Annotated in this window: 13 protein-coding genes; 10 read left to right on the plus strand and 3 right to left on the minus strand. The window is 61.3% G+C overall.

The window, feature by feature from the left end; all coding sequences use genetic code 11:
• Window positions 1-51: 51 nt before the first annotated feature.
• The 3 genes from MF6394_RS08865 to rpmE form a co-directional block, all read right to left on the minus strand.
• Complete coding sequence (locus MF6394_RS08865) at window positions 52-1,320, minus strand: malic enzyme-like NAD(P)-binding protein (RefSeq protein WP_047712395.1); 1,269 nt, start codon at window positions 1,318-1,320, stop codon at window positions 52-54.
• Window positions 1,321-1,502: 182 nt separating this feature from the next.
• Entirely contained in the window at window positions 1,503-2,309 is an 807-nt protein-coding gene (locus tag MF6394_RS08870) for a thermonuclease family protein (protein ID WP_078466525.1), read from the minus strand.
• A 14-nt stretch (window positions 2,310-2,323) separates the two neighbouring features.
• The gene (gene rpmE, locus MF6394_RS08875; protein WP_003187904.1) at window positions 2,324-2,554 is read right to left on the minus strand and encodes a 50S ribosomal protein L31; all 231 of its coding nucleotides are present in this window, start codon (window positions 2,552-2,554) and stop codon (window positions 2,324-2,326) included.
• A 423-nt stretch (window positions 2,555-2,977) separates the two neighbouring features.
• On the opposite strand from rpmE, the gene MF6394_RS08880 reads away from it, so the two are divergent.
• From MF6394_RS08880 to MF6394_RS08925, 10 genes are all read left to right on the plus strand, one after another.
• Window positions 2,978-5,197, plus strand: coding sequence for a primosomal protein N' (locus MF6394_RS08880; protein ID WP_044270715.1), 2,220 nt, complete (start codon window positions 2,978-2,980; stop codon window positions 5,195-5,197).
• Window positions 5,198-5,401: 204 nt separating this feature from the next.
• Window positions 5,402-7,138, plus strand: coding sequence for an arginine--tRNA ligase (gene argS, locus MF6394_RS08885; protein ID WP_044270713.1), 1,737 nt, complete (start codon window positions 5,402-5,404; stop codon window positions 7,136-7,138).
• 1 nt (window position 7,139) lies between these two features.
• Window positions 7,140-7,841, plus strand: a complete 702-nt coding sequence (locus tag MF6394_RS08890) for an SPOR domain-containing protein (RefSeq protein ID WP_003187899.1) — start codon at window positions 7,140-7,142, stop codon at window positions 7,839-7,841.
• 255 nt (window positions 7,842-8,096) lie between these two features.
• On the plus strand, window positions 8,097-8,627 hold the full coding sequence (hslV, locus tag MF6394_RS08895) for an ATP-dependent protease subunit HslV (protein WP_003171209.1): 531 nt from the start codon (window positions 8,097-8,099) through the stop codon (window positions 8,625-8,627).
• A gap of 37 nt (window positions 8,628-8,664) precedes the next feature.
• Window positions 8,665-10,002 carry an ATP-dependent protease ATPase subunit HslU gene (gene hslU / locus MF6394_RS08900; protein ID WP_044270712.1) on the plus strand — a complete coding sequence of 446 codons (1,338 nt, stop codon included), beginning with the start codon at window positions 8,665-8,667 and terminating at the stop codon, window positions 10,000-10,002.
• 150 nt (window positions 10,003-10,152) lie between these two features.
• Window positions 10,153-10,530: a gamma-butyrobetaine hydroxylase-like domain-containing protein gene (locus tag MF6394_RS08905; RefSeq protein WP_032893968.1), complete on the plus strand. Its 378-nt coding sequence runs from the start codon at window positions 10,153-10,155 to the stop codon at window positions 10,528-10,530.
• A gap of 249 nt (window positions 10,531-10,779) precedes the next feature.
• Complete coding sequence (phaC, locus tag MF6394_RS08910; protein WP_044270709.1) at window positions 10,780-12,459, plus strand: class II poly(R)-hydroxyalkanoic acid synthase; 1,680 nt, start codon at window positions 10,780-10,782, stop codon at window positions 12,457-12,459.
• Between the two features lie 166 nt (window positions 12,460-12,625).
• On the plus strand, window positions 12,626-13,471 hold the full coding sequence (gene phaZ, locus MF6394_RS08915) for a poly(3-hydroxyalkanoate) depolymerase (RefSeq protein ID WP_003187895.1): 846 nt from the start codon (window positions 12,626-12,628) through the stop codon (window positions 13,469-13,471).
• Between the two features lie 90 nt (window positions 13,472-13,561).
• Entirely contained in the window at window positions 13,562-15,244 is a 1,683-nt protein-coding gene (gene phaC / locus MF6394_RS08920; RefSeq protein ID WP_047712391.1) for a class II poly(R)-hydroxyalkanoic acid synthase, read from the plus strand.
• Between the two features lie 28 nt (window positions 15,245-15,272).
• The gene (locus MF6394_RS08925; protein WP_044270704.1) at window positions 15,273-15,893 is read left to right on the plus strand and encodes a TetR/AcrR family transcriptional regulator; all 621 of its coding nucleotides are present in this window, start codon (window positions 15,273-15,275) and stop codon (window positions 15,891-15,893) included.
• The last annotated feature ends 63 nt before the right edge of the window (window positions 15,894-15,956 follow it).

The following is a 15,956-nucleotide window of genomic DNA, read 5'->3' on the forward strand; positions in this document are numbered from 1 at the left end:
AAAGCCCCGACTCATTCGAGCCGGGGCTTTTTGTTGGTGCGCTACAACAGCTTAGCCGTTGAACACATCATCCACGCTTTGCAGCGGGTAGTTCTTCGGATACGGCAGGGTGGCCACACCGGTCTCGATAGCGGCCTTGGCCACGGCATCGGAGATCAGGGTGATCAGGCGCTTGTCCATTGGTTTGGGAATGATGTACTCACGACCGAATTCCAGCTTGGCGCCACCGTAGGCGTCGCACACGTCCTGAGGTACCGGCAGCTTGGCCAGTTCACGCAGGGCGTTGGCAGCAGCCACTTTCATTTCTTCGTTGATGCGCTTGGCGCGAACGTCCAGGGCACCACGGAAGATGAATGGGAAGCCCAATACGTTGTTGACCTGGTTCGGGTAGTCCGAACGGCCGGTGGCCATGATCACGTCGCTGCGGGTGGCGTGGGCCAGCTCAGGCGCGATTTCCGGGTCCGGGTTGGAGCAGGCGAACACGATAGGGTTCGGCGCCATGGATTTGAGGCCTTCAGCGCTCAGCAGGTTCGGGCCGGACAGGCCAACGAACACGTCGGCACCGTCGAGGGCGTCAGCCAGGGTGCGCTTGGAGGACGGGTGGGCAAACATCGCCTTGTACTGGTTCAGGTCGGTACGCTCGGACTGGATCACGCCCTTGCTGTCGACCATGTAGATGTTTTCCAGCTTGGCGCCCATGCTGATGATCAGCTTCATGCAGGAAATGGCCGCGGCACCGGCGCCCAGGCAGACGATTTTCGCCTCGCTCAGGGTTTTGCCAGCAATTTCCAGGGCGTTGATCATGCCGGCTGCGGTAACGATCGCGGTGCCGTGCTGGTCATCGTGGAATACCGGAATGTCGCACTGCTCGATCAGGGCCTTTTCGATCTCGAAGCACTCAGGTGCCTTGATGTCTTCCAGGTTGATGCCACCGAACGTGATGGAAATGCGCTTGACGGTGTCGATGAACGCCTGCGGGCTTTCGGAGTCGACTTCGATGTCGAACACGTCGATGCCGGCAAAGCGCTTGAACAGCACGCCCTTACCTTCCATGACTGGCTTGGAAGCCAATGGGCCGAGGTTACCCAGGCCCAGAATCGCGGTGCCATCGGAAATCACTGCAACCAGGTTGCCTTTGCCGGTGTACTTGTACGCCAGCTCTTTGTCACGGGCGATTTCACGTACGGGTTCGGCAACACCAGGGCTGTAGGCCAGCGACAGGTCGCGGGCAGTGGCAGTGGCTTTGGTGAGCTCTACACTCAGCTTTCCTGGACGAGGATTGGCATGGTATTCGAGAGCGGCAGTTTTCAAATCAGACATATCGGCATTCCGCTTTTACTGTTGGTCGACGGACCGCCGAGGATACGCGTGTCGTAAAGTCCCTACAAGACTGGGCAGTCACAGGTGTCAAGGGCCCTGGGCTACGACTTTTGGCCAAGAGCCACGGGATACAAGGGCTCAACTGTTCACAATCGAAATAAAAAATGTCTACAATTTTTTATTCAAAGCGTCGATTTCAGCATGCCGGGGTCGGTTATTGGCAACAACCAGCGTGCTTGGCCTTTTTTCAGGCTGCCACGGCGGGCGCGATCCTGCACCCAGCCACGCGCCTCCAGGGTGCGGCCTTGCAAACCATTGAGCATGGCCGTATCGAATTGGCTGATCAATTCGGGCGCAATGCGTAATACCAGTGAACCCTGCAGTTCAATCCAGATTCCGCCGCGATTGCGCTCAACCTTGCTGACCCGACCAGCCACCAGGGCAAACCCGGAGCGCTTGAGATTGGCCACGCTTTGCACCGGCGATTGGCGCCACAAACCGAGCCGTGCCTGGCGGGCGCTGTTTTCGGCTGCCTGCTGGCAGGCAACCAGGTCCACATTCGGCGCCACACCCACCTGGTACCCCAGGCCCTCGGCCAGCAGTTGCGCCTCCAGGTTCTCGCCATTGGCGCCGTAGAGGTGAGCCAGGGTGCGCCCGTAATGGTCTTTGGCCTCACGCCCCGGCACCAGGCCGACACGCCCATCACTGGCCTTGACCAACGCCTGCAGGCGCTGGCGCGCGGCGACGGCAAATGGCTCGTCAGGGCGACCCTTCTTGCCGGTTTCCGGTGCATTGAAGCCGATCATGCGTACGCTGCGACCATCCTTGAGCCGCACCGTGTCGCCATCCACCACACGCTGCACCTCGACCCGGGCGATGGCCGCCGGGGCGGGGCAGAATGCTTGGGCCTGAGCGGTCGCCAGCCAAATCCCAGGCACAAAAAAGGCGCCCACAAGGGACGCCTTTTTCAACAGCGGGTAAAAGCCCATAAGGCTCTTGAACCTTACTCTGCTGGAGTAGCAGGCTTCTTGCCGAAAGCACCAAAGCGATCTGCGAAGCGCTGTACGCGGCCGCCGGTGTCCAGAGTTTTCTGCTTACCGGTGTAGAACGGGTGGCACTCGTTGCATACGTCAGTACCCAGTGGCTTGCACAGGTTCGAACGAGTTTCGAACTTGTTGCCGCAGCTGCAGGTAACTACGATGGTTTCGTACGCTGGATGGATATCGGCTTTCATGGCACTTCCTCAGGCTAGCGTGCCGCCACTCGACACTATTGTCGAATACCGCACGTAATTAGGCCGCGGATTCTACCAGACCTTTTTAATCGCGCAAGCGACGGCAATGGCCAAAAAACACCTTTCATCAGAAAACCCTGGCACTGCGCCATCTATGTGGGAGCCGGGCTTGCTCCAATGCCAGTCAGTCAAGGGCTTTTTGTAGGAGCGAGCTTGCTCGCGAAAACCTCACAGACGCCGCGTTGATTCAGGAAGCACGCGTTATCGTTGACGTTTTTCGCGAGCAAGCCCGCTCCTACGGTAGGCGATTGGGGCAAGCCAGCTCCCACAACATCCGGTTCCAGTACTGAAGACGGGACACCCCCGGTCTGCTAGGCTCGCGCCCCTGCGCCACCGCTTGCCTTAATAGATGAGACTCCTCGCGTGCCCGACGCCATTTTGCGCCTAGCCCTGCCCTCGCCCCTGCGCCGCCTGTTCGATTACCGGGCCCCGCCCGGCGTGTCGCGTGCGCAGTTGCAACCGGGCATGCGTGTGCGCGTGCCATTCGGGCGCAGGGAACTGATCGGTATTCTGGTGGAAGTCGCCGACCACAGCGAAGTGCCTGCCGAAAAGCTCAAGCCGGCGATTGCCTTGCTCGACGCCACGCCGCCGCTGCCGCCCGCACTGTTCAAGCTGTGCCTGTGGACCGCGCAGTATTACCAACACAGCCTGGGCGATACCTTGAGCTGGGCGCTGCCTGTGCTGCTGCGCCAGGGCGAACTGGCCGAAGCGCGCCAGGAGCGTTTCTGGTCGATGGTGCCCGGCGCACGCCTCGATGACCCGCGCATCGCCCGCGCCCCGCGCCAGCGTGAGGCCCTGGCCACCTTGGCGCAGCATCCCCACGGCGTGGCCCACCAGCTATTAAGCAAGCTGATGCTGAGCAAAGACAGCCTCGACCTGCTGCTGGCCAAGGGCCTGGTGCAGGTGGAAATCCGCAAGCACGCCCCGGACCCGCGCCACGAACACTGGCTGGCCCAACCGGAGTTGCCGCTGAACCCCGAGCAACGCGCCGCGTATGAGGCGATTCGCGCCGGTTTCGACAGTTTCCACGCGTTCCTGTTGGCCGGTGTCACCGGCAGTGGCAAGACCGAAGTCTATTTGCAACTGATCCGCGAGACCCTGCAGGCCGGCAAGCAGGCACTGGTGCTGATCCCGGAGATCAACCTGGGCCCGCAGACCGTGGCGCGTTTCGAGCAACGCTTCAATGCCCGTATCGCCCTGGTGCACTCGGCGGTCAATGACCGTGAACGCCTGGAGTCGTGGCTGGCGGCGCGGGACGGCGAGGCCGACATTATTATCGGCACGCGCTCGGCGCTGTTCACGCCGATGAAAAACCCCGGGCTGATCATCGTCGACGAGGAGCACGACGGCTCCTATAAACAGCAGGAAGGTTTGCGCTACCACGCCCGCGACCTGGCGCTGGTGCGCGCACGCCAGGAAGACATCCCGATTGTGCTGGGCTCGGCCACGCCTTCCCTGGAAAGCCTGCATAACGCCTACACCGGCCGTTACGGGCTGCTGCGCTTGAACGAGCGCGCTGGCGGCGCCAAACAACCGCGCTTCCTGCGCCTGGACGTGAAAAGCCGCCCGCTGGACAGCGGCATTTCCGGCCCGATGCAACAGGCTATCGGCCAAACCCTCGCCGCCGGCCAGCAGGTATTGGTGTTTCTCAACCGCCGCGGCTTTGCCCCCACGCTGCTGTGCCATGACTGCGGCTGGATGTCTGGCTGCGAGCGCTGCGATGCGCGCATGACCGTGCACCAGCGCCACGGCGAGTTGCGCTGCCATCACTGCGGCCATGTGGAACGGGTACCGCGCCATTGCCCACAGTGCGGCAAGGTGGACCTGCGGCCCGTGGGCGCCGGCACCGAGCGCGCCGAAGAACGCCTGGGCATTCTGTTCCCGGACTACCCGGTGCTGCGGGTCGACCGCGACAGCACGTCGCGCAAGGACGCTATGAACCAACTGTTCACCACCATCCATAAGGGCCAACCGTGCATTCTGGTGGGCACGCAAATGCTCGCCAAAGGGCATCACTTCCCACGGGTGACCCTGGTGTCGATCCTGGATGCCGACGGTGGGCTGTTTTCCGGCGATTTTCGCGCCAGCGAGCGCATGGCGCAGTTGATCGTGCAGGTAGCAGGGCGCGCCGGGCGGGCCGAAGAGCCAGGCCGGGTGATTATCCAGACGCACCTGGCCGACCACCCGCTGCTGATTCAACTGACGGAACAAGGCTACTTTGCCTTCGCCGAGCAAGCCTTGAGCGAACGCCGCGCCGCCGGCCTGCCGCCCTTTGCACACCTGGCGCTGCTGCGTGCCGAAGCCCACAAACCCGGGCAGGCCGAAGGCTTTCTTGATGAGGCCTGCAGCGCCGCCGAACGTTTATTGGGCGAACTGGCCCTCAGTGGCATCGAATTACTCGGCCCGGTGCCAGCGCCCATGGAGCGACGCGCCGGACGTTATCGGGCTCAGCTACTCTTGCAGGCAACCTCCCGCGCACCGCTGCATCGGCTATTAAGTCGCTGGATGCTTGAGCTGGAGCAACTGCCCAGCGGTCGGCAGGTGCGATGGTCGTTGGATGTAGACCCGGTAGATTTGTATTGAGGGTAATTACGTCATCGCAGGCAAGCCAGCTCCCACATTATGAAATGTGAATACCCTTAAATGTGGGAGCGGGCTTGCCCGCGAAGAGGCCCGCAGGTCCGCCATATAGTCTGAACGGTTGGCAAGCCCGCCCTCGCCACGGATAATGCCCAGTTTTTCCACCTGCGCATCGCGCGCCGCCGCTTGCGGTCGAAAGAGAACACCATGAAAGACACCATTCGCCAGCTGATCCAACAAGCCCTCACCCAACTCGTCAACGAAGGTGTGTTGCCTGAAGGCCTGTCGCCGGCGATCCAGGTGGAGAACACCCGCGACAAGACCCACGGCGACTTCGCCAGCAACATCGCGATGATGCTGTCCAAGCCGGCCGGCATGAAGCCGCGCGACCTGGCCGAAAAAATCATCGCAGCCCTGCCGGCTGACGCCAGTGTCACCAAGGCCGAAATCGCAGGCCCAGGCTTTATCAACTTCTTCCAGAACACCCAGGCCCTGGCGTCGCGCCTGGATGCCGCCCTGGCCGATGCCCGCATCGGTGCACGCAAGGCCGGCGACAGCCAGCGCGTGGTCATTGACCTGTCGGCGCCGAACCTGGCCAAGGAAATGCACGTGGGCCACCTGCGCTCCACCATCATTGGCGACGGCGTGGCACGGGTGTTGGAGTTTCTCGGCGACACCGTGATCCGCCAGAACCACGTGGGCGACTGGGGTACCCAGTTCGGCATGCTGATGGCCTACCTGCAAGAAAACCCGATCACCAGCAACGAACTGGCCGACCTGGAAAACTTCTACCGTGCCGCCAAAAAGCGGTTCGACGAGTCTGAAGAGTTCGCGGACCGCGCCCGTGGCCTGGTGGTCAAACTACAGGCCGGCGACCAAGAGTGCCTGGCGCTGTGGAACCGCTTCCGTGAGATTTCCCTGTCTCACTGCCAGGAAATCTACGAGCTGCTCAACGTGAAACTGACCATGGCCGACGTGATGGGCGAAAGCGCCTATAACGACGACCTGATCAACGTGGTCAACGACCTCAAGGCCAAGGGCCTGCTGGTCGAGAGCAACGGCGCCCAGTGCGTGTTCCTCGAAGAATTCAAGACCGCCGACGGCGAGCCGCTGCCGGTGATCATCGTCAAGGCCGATGGCGGCTACCTCTACGCCACCACTGACCTGGCCGCCGTGCGTTACCGCAGTGGCGTGCTCAAGGCTGACCGTGCGCTGTACTTCGTCGACCAGCGCCAGGCCCTGCACTTCCAGCAGGTGTTCGAAGTGGCGCGGCGCGCCGGTTTCGTCACCCACCCGATGCACATGGAGCACATGGGCTTTGGCACCATGAACGGCGCCGATGGCCGCCCATTCAAGACCCGTGACGGCGGCACCGTGAAGCTGATCGACCTGCTGACCGAAGCCCAGGAACGTGCCTACAACCTGGTGAAGGAAAAGAACCCGGAGCTGGCCGAGGCCGACCTGCGCAACATCGCCCGCGTGGTGGGCATTGGCGCGGTGAAATACGCCGACCTGTCCAAGCACCGCACCAGCGACTACAGCTTCAACTTCGACCTGATGCTCAACTTCGAAGGCAACACCGCACCGTACCTGCTGTACGCCTACACTCGCGTGGCCGGGGTATTCCGCAAACTGGGCAAAGACTTCAGCGAAGTCCAAGGCCAGATTGCGCTGGACGCCGCCCATGAACAGGAACTGGCGGCCAAGCTCGCGCAATTTGGCGAAGTGCTCAACAGCGTTGGCGAAAAAGGCACGCCGCACATCCTGTGCACCTATTTGTACGAAGTGGCCGGTCTGTTCTCCAGCTTCTACGAGAACTGCCCGATCCTGACCGCCGACGACGAAGCCCAGAAACAAAGTCGCCTGCGCCTTGCCGCATTGGCTGGACGCACCCTCAAGCAAGGCCTGGAACTCTTGGGCCTGGAAACTCTGGAGCGTATGTAAGTTGGCTGCCAAGAAAAAACCTGCACCCAAGCGCGGCGCCAGCCGCTACCAGGCCCCGGCGAAGCAACCGATTCCGGGTTGGCTGTGGATGGCCATCGGCCTTACGGTCGGCGCATTTATCGTGTTTCTGATGAAGCTGGAGCCCGGCCAGGGCGATGACGTCAAGCGCGTCAAACAGGAGCAGCAAAAGGCCACGAAAATCGCCGAAGCCAACAAGACCGCGCCGAGCCCGACTGCACCGGTAAAGCCCAAGTACGACTTCTACACGCTGCTGCCGGAGTCGGAAGTGATCGTGCCGCCTGACGCCGTGCCGGAAAAAACCCTGCCGACGCCACAGGTGCCGACCACGCCGGTAACCCCAGCAGAAGCGGCGAAAATCGACACCGCACGCGCCCAGGCCGCGCTGGCCGGCATCACGCCGCCACCAGCACCGCCAGTGGCAGCCACCAAGGCCGCGCCGGTGACCAAGTTCTTCCTGCAAGCGGGTTCGTTCCCGAAACAGGCGGATGCGGACCGTGTACGCGCACAGATCATTCTGTTGGGCCAGTCGGTATCGGTTGAGTCTGGCACGGTGAAGGACGCGACCTGGTATCGCGTCTTGGTGGGGCCGTTCAGCAACCGTGAACAGCTGACCGTGGCGCAAAAACAATTGGCCGGCGCCGGGTTTAGCAACCTGTTGTTACAACAACGCCAGAGCCGCTGATCCAGCAGCCAACCCGGTTTTAATGTGGGAGCTGGCTTGCCTGCGATAGCGGTGTGACAGTCAATGTTTCAGTGACTGACGCACCGCTATCGCAGGCAAGCCAGCTCCCACTTTGGTTTGCAGCGTGCTCAAGTAAGTGTCGAACCCATAAACACCACTCGTCCGCCCTGCCTTCCTACGGTTGAAATCCCCCTCGCCACCCCCATATGAGTTTCCATCAGGGCATTTTCGCCCCGCTGCGTGGAGACTCTCCCCTTGACCACCATCGTTTCAGTACGTCGCCACGGCAAAGTTGTCATGGGCGGCGACGGCCAGGTTTCCCTGGGCAACACCGTGATGAAAGGCAACGCCAAGAAAGTGCGCCGCCTGTACCACGGCCAGGTGCTTGCCGGCTTCGCAGGCGCAACCGCCGACGCCTTTACCCTGTTCGAGCGTTTCGAAGGCCAGCTTGAGAAACACCAGGGCCACCTGGTGCGCGCCGCTGTGGAACTTGCCAAAGAATGGCGCACCGACCGCTCCCTCAGCCGCCTGGAGGCCATGCTCGCGGTTGCGAACAAAGACGCTTCCCTGATCATCACCGGCAACGGCGACGTGGTTGAACCCGAGCATGGCCTGATCGCCATGGGTTCCGGCGGCGGCTACGCCCAGGCTGCGGCCAGCGCGCTGCTGAAGAAAACCGACCTGTCGGCCCGTGAAATCGTCGAGACCGCCTTGGGTATCGCTGGCGATATCTGCGTGTTCACCAACCACAACCAGACCATTGAGGAGCAGGACCTCGCCGAATAAGCCCTGGGCTTATTCAGGCTTGAGGCCGCCAAACACTATGTCCATGACTCCCCGCGAAATCGTCCATGAACTCAACCGCCATATCATCGGCCAGGACGATGCCAAGCGCGCCGTTGCCATTGCGCTGCGTAACCGCTGGCGCCGGATGCAACTGCCGGAAGAACTGCGCGTTGAAGTAACGCCCAAGAACATCCTGATGATCGGCCCTACCGGCGTCGGTAAAACCGAGATCGCCCGGCGCCTGGCCAAACTGGCCAATGCACCGTTCATCAAGGTCGAAGCGACCAAGTTCACCGAAGTCGGCTATGTGGGCCGCGATGTCGAGTCGATCATTCGAGACCTGGCTGACGCCGCCCTGAAGATGCTGCGCGAACAGGAAGTGACCAAGGTCAGCCACCGCGCCGAAGACGCCGCTGAAGAGCGCATCCTCGACGCCCTGTTGCCACCGGCACGCATGGGTTTCAACGAAGATGCCGCACCTTCGTCGGATTCCAACACCCGTCAGCTGTTCCGCAAGCGCCTGCGTGAAGGCCAGTTGGATGACAAGGAAATCGAGATCGAAGTGGCCGAAGTGTCCGGCGTGGATATCTCTGCCCCGCCTGGCATGGAAGAAATGACCAGCCAGTTGCAAAACCTGTTCGCCAACATGGGCAAGGGCAAGAAGAAAAGCCGCAAGCTCAAGGTCAAGGACGCGCTCAAGCTGGTGCGCGACGAAGAAGCCGGGCGCCTGGTCAATGAGGAAGAACTCAAGGCCAAGGCCCTGGAAGCGGTCGAGCAACATGGCATCGTGTTTATCGACGAGATCGACAAAGTGGCCAAGCGCGGCAACTCCGGCGGCGTGGATGTGTCCCGCGAAGGCGTGCAGCGCGATTTGCTGCCGCTGATCGAGGGCTGCACGGTCAACACCAAGCTGGGCATGGTCAAGACTGACCACATCCTGTTTATCGCCTCCGGTGCCTTCCACCTGAGCAAGCCCAGCGACCTGGTGCCCGAGCTGCAAGGCCGCCTGCCAATTCGGGTGGAACTCAAGGCGCTGACGCCGGGCGACTTCGAGCGCATCCTCAGCGAGCCGCATGCCTCGCTCACCGAGCAGTACCGCGAGTTGCTGAAAACCGAAGGGCTGGGTATCGAATTCCAGGCAGACGGTATCAAGCGCCTGGCGGAGATCGCCTGGCAGGTCAACGAGAAGACCGAGAACATCGGTGCCCGTCGCCTGCATACCTTGCTTGAGCGCTTGCTGGAGGAAGTGTCCTTCAGTGCCGGCGACATGGCCGGTGCGCAGAATGGCGAAGCGATCAAGATCGATGCTGATTACGTCAACAGCCACCTGGGCGAATTGGCGCAGAACGAAGACTTGTCTCGTTATATCCTGTAAGCCTTAACGCGAAACCGCGTTGCTTCAATGTGGGAGCGGGCTTGCTCGCGAAAGCGGTATATCAGTACCAGATGTGCTGGCTGACACACCGCTTTCGCGAGCAAGCCCGCTCCCACAGGGTTGAAGCCGGTTCCTTCAGGATTATCCCCAATGGCCAAGTTTCCGACTGCTGTAAACCTGCATAAAACCTCCAACACCCTCGGCCTGACCTACGGGCCGGATGAAACCTATCAGTTGCCCGCCGAATTCCTGCGGGTGCACTCGCCTTCCGCCGAGGTCCAGGGCCACGGCAAACCCATCCTGCAATTCGGCAAGCTCAACGTCCGGTTGATCAAGCTGGAACCGGCCGGCCAGTACGCACTGAAATTGACCTTCGACGACGGTCATGACAGCGGACTGTTCACCTGGGATTACCTCTATCAGTTGGCCGTACGTCAGGACGCTTTGTGGGCCGACTACCTGGCCGAGCTCAAAGCCGCTGGAAAAACCCGCGATCCGAGTGAGTCGGTCGTGCGGCTGATGCTCTAGCCCAAGGGTCTTGCTGTTTAGAGCGCATTTTCTAATTTCATCTGCTTGAATGCCCTGTCGCGTGGCCAACGATTGGCCCGCTTGCGAAAAAAAATAAACTCGGGTAACCAATGGAGCTGGCAAGTTCCCTGCATTTGACGATGCGGTATCAACGGTCACCCGAGTCGCAGTACCAGGCTGGTGTCGTGTATCGAAATTGGGTGCGCAGCAATCGCCGGTACTCGTCTTTCGGACAATGGAGCGTCGTAGATGAGTAACAAGAATAACGATGACTTGAAACGCCAGGCCTCGGAAAACACCCTGGGGTTGAACCCGATCATCGCGTTACGCAAAAAGGATTTATTGGCCTCGGCCAAGATGGTGCTGACCCAAGCCATCAAGCAACCGTTGCACAGCGTCAAGCACGTCGCCCACTTTGGCGTCGAATTGAAGAACGTCATGTTCGGCAAATCCGCACTGGTGCCCGAGGGCGACGACCGTCGCTTCAACGACCCGGCCTGGAGCCAGAACCCGCTCTACAAACGTTATTTGCAGACTTACCTGGCGTGGCGCAAGGAACTTCACGACTGGATCGACGACAGCAACCTGTCGGCACAAGACATCAGCCGCGGCCACTTCGTGATCAACCTGATGACCGAAGCCATGGCCCCCACCAACAGCGCGGCCAACCCGGCGGCGGTCAAACGCTTCTTTGAAACCGGCGGCAAAAGCCTGCTCGACGGCCTGTCCCACCTGGCCAAGGACATGGTGCATAACGGCGGCATGCCCAGCCAGGTCAACATGGGCGCCTTCGAAGTCGGCAAAACCCTGGGCACCAGCGAAGGCGCGGTGGTGTTTCGCAACGATGTACTGGAGCTGATCCAGTACAAGCCCATTACCGAACAGGTACACGAACGCCCGCTGCTGGTGGTGCCGCCGCAGATCAACAAGTTCTACGTCTTCGACCTGTGCCCGGATAAAAGCCTGGCGCGCTTCTGCCTGCGCAATGGCCAGCAGACCTTTATCGTCAGTTGGCGCAACCCCACCAAGGCCCAGCGCGAATGGGGGCTGTCCACCTATATCGAGGCGCTGAAGGAAGCGGTCGAGGTGGTCACGGCGATTACCGGCAGCAAAGACGTGAATATGCTCGGCGCCTGCTCCGGCGGCATCACCTGCACCGCGCTGTTGGGCCACTACGCGGCGCTGGGGCAGAAGAAGGTCAACGCCCTGACCCTGCTGGTGAGCGTGCTGGATACCACCCTGGACACCCAGGTGGCGCTGTTTGTGGATGAACAGACCCTGGAAGCGGCCAAGCGCCACTCTTACCAGGCCGGCGTGCTGGAAGGCCGTGACATGGCCAAGGTCTTTGCCTGGATGCGCCCCAACGACCTGATCTGGAACTATTGGGTCAACAACTACCTGCTGGGCAACGAGCCGCCGGTATTCGACATCCTGTTCTGGAACAACGACACCACCCGCTTGCCGGCGGCGTTCCATGGCGACCTGATCGAACTGTTCAAGAACAACCCACTGGTACGCCCCAACGCTCTGGAAGTGTGCGGCACGCCTATCGACCTCAAGCAGGTCACCGCCGATATCTATTCCCTGGCCGGCACCAACGACCACATCACGCCGTGGCAGTCCTGCTACAAGTCAGCGCAATTGTTCGGCGGCAAAGTCGAGTTTGTGCTGTCCAGCAGCGGGCATATCCAGAGCATCCTCAACCCGCCGGGCAACCCCAAGGCGCGCTACCAGACCAGCGAGGGCCTGGCCGGCAGTGCGCTGGAGTGGCAGGAGAATGCGACCAAGCACACCGACTCGTGGTGGCTGCATTGGCAGGTGTGGCAGGCGGAACGGGCGGGGAAACTGAAAAAAGCCCCCACGATATTAGGCAATAAAACCTATGCCGCCGCCGAAGCGGCGCCGGGTACCTATGTACATGAACGCTAGGCATTTTTTGTAATTGAAATGAGATCAGATGTGGGAGCTGGCTTGCCTGCGATAGCGATGGGCCTGCTAACTAATCGCTGACTGACAGAATGCAATCGCAGGCAAGCCAGCTCCCACACTGACCGAGTTCCTACAGTCCAATAGCACCATTTCACAGGGCTTGAGCATGCCGCAACCGTTCATCTTCCGTACCATCGACCTGGATGGCCAGACCATCCGCACGGCGGTGCGTCCGGGCAAGCCGCACTTGACGCCCCTGCTGATCTTCAACGGCATCGGCGCCAACCTTGAGCTGGTGTTTCCGTTCGTCCAGGCCCTGGACCCGGACCTGGAAGTGATCGCCTTCGACGTGCCCGGCGTGGGCGGTTCCTCGACGCCGAACCGGCCCTACCGTTTCCCCGGCCTGGCCAAGCTCACCGCGCGCATGCTCGACTACCTGGACTACGGCCAAGTGAACGCCGTGGGCGTGTCCTGGGGCGGCGCGCTGGCCCAGCAATTTGCCTATGACTATCCCGAGCGCTGCAAGAAATTGATCCTGGCGGCCACGGCGGCCGGGGCCTTCATGGTGCCGGGCAAACCGAAGGTTTTGTGGCTGATGGCAAGCCCCAGGCGTTATATCCAGCCGTCCCACGTGGTGCGCATTGCACCGATGATTTATGGCGGCTCGTTCCGCCGTGATTCCAAACTGGCCGCCGAACACGCCAGCAAAGTGCGCTCGGCCGGCAAGCTGGGTTACTACTGGCAGTTGTTTGCCGGGTTGGGCTGGACCAGCATTCATTGGCTGCACAAGATCCGCCAGCCCACCCTGGTGCTGGCCGGCGACGATGACCCGCTGATCCCGCTGGTCAACATGCGCCTGCTCGCCTGGCGCATCCCCAATGCACAGTTGCACATCATCGATGACGGCCACCTGTTCCTGATCACCCGGGCCGAAGCCGTGGCGCCGATCATCATGAAGTTTCTCGAAGAGGAGCGCCTACGCGCCGTGATACATCCGCGACCGGCGGTGTGAAGGAACACACCACCGCGCAACTTGCCAGGAACCGACTATGGTTCTGGATTGGCGTGCCTGCTTGATGTCTTGACGAAGGAGTGTTGGCTCATGCGAGAAAGACCCGTGACGAACCCGGCGCCCACCCCCGCTACGTTCATCAACGCACAAAATGCGATCACCGGCCTGCGTGGCCGGGACTTGCTGTCGACCCTGCGTACCGTGGCCGCGCATGGCCTGCGCAACCCGGTGCACACCGCCCGCCACGCCCTGGCCCTGGGCGGCCAACTGGGCCGCGTGCTGCTGGGTGAGACCGTGCACGAACCCAACCCCAGGGACCATCGCTTCAGCGACCCCACCTGGAAGCTCAACCCGCTGTACCGCCGCAGCTTGCAAGCCTATCTGAGCTGGCAAAAACAGACACGGCAGTGGATCGATGACAGCGCCCTCAGTGACGATGATCGCGCCCGCGCGCAGTTCGCCTTCGCCCTGCTCAACGATGCCGTGTCCCCTTCCAACACCCTGCTCAACCCGCTGGCGATCAAGGAGTTGCTCAACTCCGGCGGCAACAGCGTAGTGCGTGGCGTGAGTAATTTGTTCGAAGACCTGCTGCACAACAACGGTTTGCCGCGCCAGGTCAGCAAGCACGCTTTCGAAGTGGGCAAGACCGTGGCGACCACGCCCGGTTCGGTGGTGTTTCGCAATGAGCTGCTGGAGCTGATCCAATACAAGCCCATGAGCGAAAAACAGTACGCCAAGCCACTGCTGGTGGTGCCGCCGCAAATCAACAAGTACTACATTTTCGACCTGAGCCCGGCCAACAGCTTTGTGCAATACGCGCTCAAAAACGGCCTGCAGACCTTTATGGTCAGCTGGCGTAACCCGGACGTGCGGCATCGCGAATGGGGCCTGTCCACCTACGTGGCGGCGCTGGAAGAAGCGCTCAACGTGTGCCGGGCCATCACCGGCGCCCGCGAGGTCAACCTGATGGGCGCCTGCGCCGGGGGCCTGACCATCGCCGCGCTGCAAGGCCACCTGCAAGCCAAGCGCCAGTTGCGGCGCATCTCCAGCGCCAGTTACCTGGTAAGCCTGCTGGACAGCCAGATCGACAGCCCCGCAACCCTATTCGCCGATGAGCAAACCCTGGAGGCCGCCAAGCGCCGCTCCTACCAGCAAGGCGTGCTGGATGGTCGCGACATGGCCAAGGTGTTTGCCTGGATGCGCCCCAACGACCTGATCTGGAATTACTGGATCAACAATTACCTGCTGGGCAAGGAACCGCCGGCATTCGACATCCTGTACTGGAACAACGACAACACGCGCCTGCCTGCGGCCTTGCACGGCGATCTGCTGGATTTTTTCAAGCACAACCCCCTGAGCCACCCTGGCGGCCTGGAGGTATGCGGCACGCCCATCGACTTGCGCAAGGTCGCGGTGGACAGCTTCAGCGTGGCCGGCATCAACGACCACATCACCCCGTGGGATGCGGTGTATCGCTCCACGCAACTGCTGGGTGGCGAGCGGCGCTTTGTGCTGTCCAACAGCGGGCATATCCAGAGCATCCTCAACCCACCGGGCAACCCCAAGGCCAACTACGTCGAGAACCCCAAGCTGAGCAGCGACCCACGGGCCTGGTATTACGACGCCCAGCACGTCGAAGGCAGTTGGTGGCCGCAGTGGCTGGAGTGGGTGCAAAAACGTTCCGGTGTACAACGCGAAACCCTCACCGCCCTGGGCAACCAGAATTACCCACCGATGGAAGCGGCGCCGGGCACTTACGTGCGAGTGCGCTGAGCTCAGCGATCAACTTTAAGAAGACTGGATGAAGACCCGCGACCGTATCCTTGAATGTGCCCTGCAGTTGTTCAACCAAAAGGGCGAACCGAACGTGTCGACCATGGAGGTGGCCAATGAAATGGGGATCAGCCCCGGCAACCTCTACTACCACTTCCATGGCAAAGAGCCCCTGGTGCTCGGGCTGTTCGAGCGTTTTCAATCTGAGCTGGCGCCTCTGCTGGACCCTCCCGTCGATGCGCAACTGGAGGCCGAGGATTACTGGCTGTTCCTGCACCTGATTGTCGAGCGCATGGCCCACTACCGGTTTCTGTTCCAGGACCTGTCGAACCTGGCCGGGCGCTTGCCCAAGCTGGCCAAGGGGATCCGTCACCTGCTCACGGCGCTCAAGCGCACCTTGGCGTCATTGCTTGCTCGGCTGAAGGCGGCAGGGCAACTGGTCAGCGATACCCAGGCGTTGGGGCAACTGGTGGAGCAGATCACCCTGACTTTGCTGTTTTCGCTGGATTACCAGCGGATCCTGGACCGTGAAGGTGAGGTGCGGGTGGTGGTGTACCAGATCATGATGCTGGTGGCGCCGCATCTGCTGCCAACGGCGCGGCAGGCGACCGAGCGGTTCGCACTCAAATATCTGGATGACCTGGATTGAAGTGTGGGAGCGGGCTTGCTCGCGAAGGCGGAGTATCAGCTTGCACATGCATCAACTGACACA

This window comes from Pseudomonas sp. MF6394 (assembly GCF_002018845.1).
In the GTDB taxonomy this organism is placed as follows: domain Bacteria; phylum Pseudomonadota; class Gammaproteobacteria; order Pseudomonadales; family Pseudomonadaceae; genus Aquipseudomonas; species Aquipseudomonas lactis.

Excerpts from the sequence above, each read along its gene's own strand:
- phaC (WP_047712391.1), top strand. The coding sequence starts at position 13,562 with ATGCGAGAAAGACCCGTGACGAACCCGGCGCCCACCCCCGCTACGTTC.
- phaC (WP_044270709.1), top strand. The coding sequence starts at position 10,780 with ATGAGTAACAAGAATAACGATGACTTGAAACGCCAGGCCTCGGAAAAC.
- argS (WP_044270713.1), top strand. The coding sequence starts at position 5,402 with ATGAAAGACACCATTCGCCAGCTGATCCAACAAGCCCTCACCCAACTC.
- MF6394_RS08925 (WP_044270704.1), top strand. The coding sequence starts at position 15,273 with ATGAAGACCCGCGACCGTATCCTTGAATGTGCCCTGCAGTTGTTCAAC.
- MF6394_RS08870 (WP_078466525.1), bottom strand. The coding sequence starts at position 2,309 with ATGGGCTTTTACCCGCTGTTGAAAAAGGCGTCCCTTGTGGGCGCCTTT.
- phaZ (WP_003187895.1), top strand. The coding sequence starts at position 12,626 with ATGCCGCAACCGTTCATCTTCCGTACCATCGACCTGGATGGCCAGACC.
- rpmE (WP_003187904.1), bottom strand. The coding sequence starts at position 2,554 with ATGAAAGCCGATATCCATCCAGCGTACGAAACCATCGTAGTTACCTGC.
- MF6394_RS08865 (WP_047712395.1), bottom strand. The coding sequence starts at position 1,320 with ATGTCTGATTTGAAAACTGCCGCTCTCGAATACCATGCCAATCCTCGT.
- hslU (WP_044270712.1), top strand. The coding sequence starts at position 8,665 with ATGTCCATGACTCCCCGCGAAATCGTCCATGAACTCAACCGCCATATC.
- MF6394_RS08905 (WP_032893968.1), top strand. The coding sequence starts at position 10,153 with ATGGCCAAGTTTCCGACTGCTGTAAACCTGCATAAAACCTCCAACACC.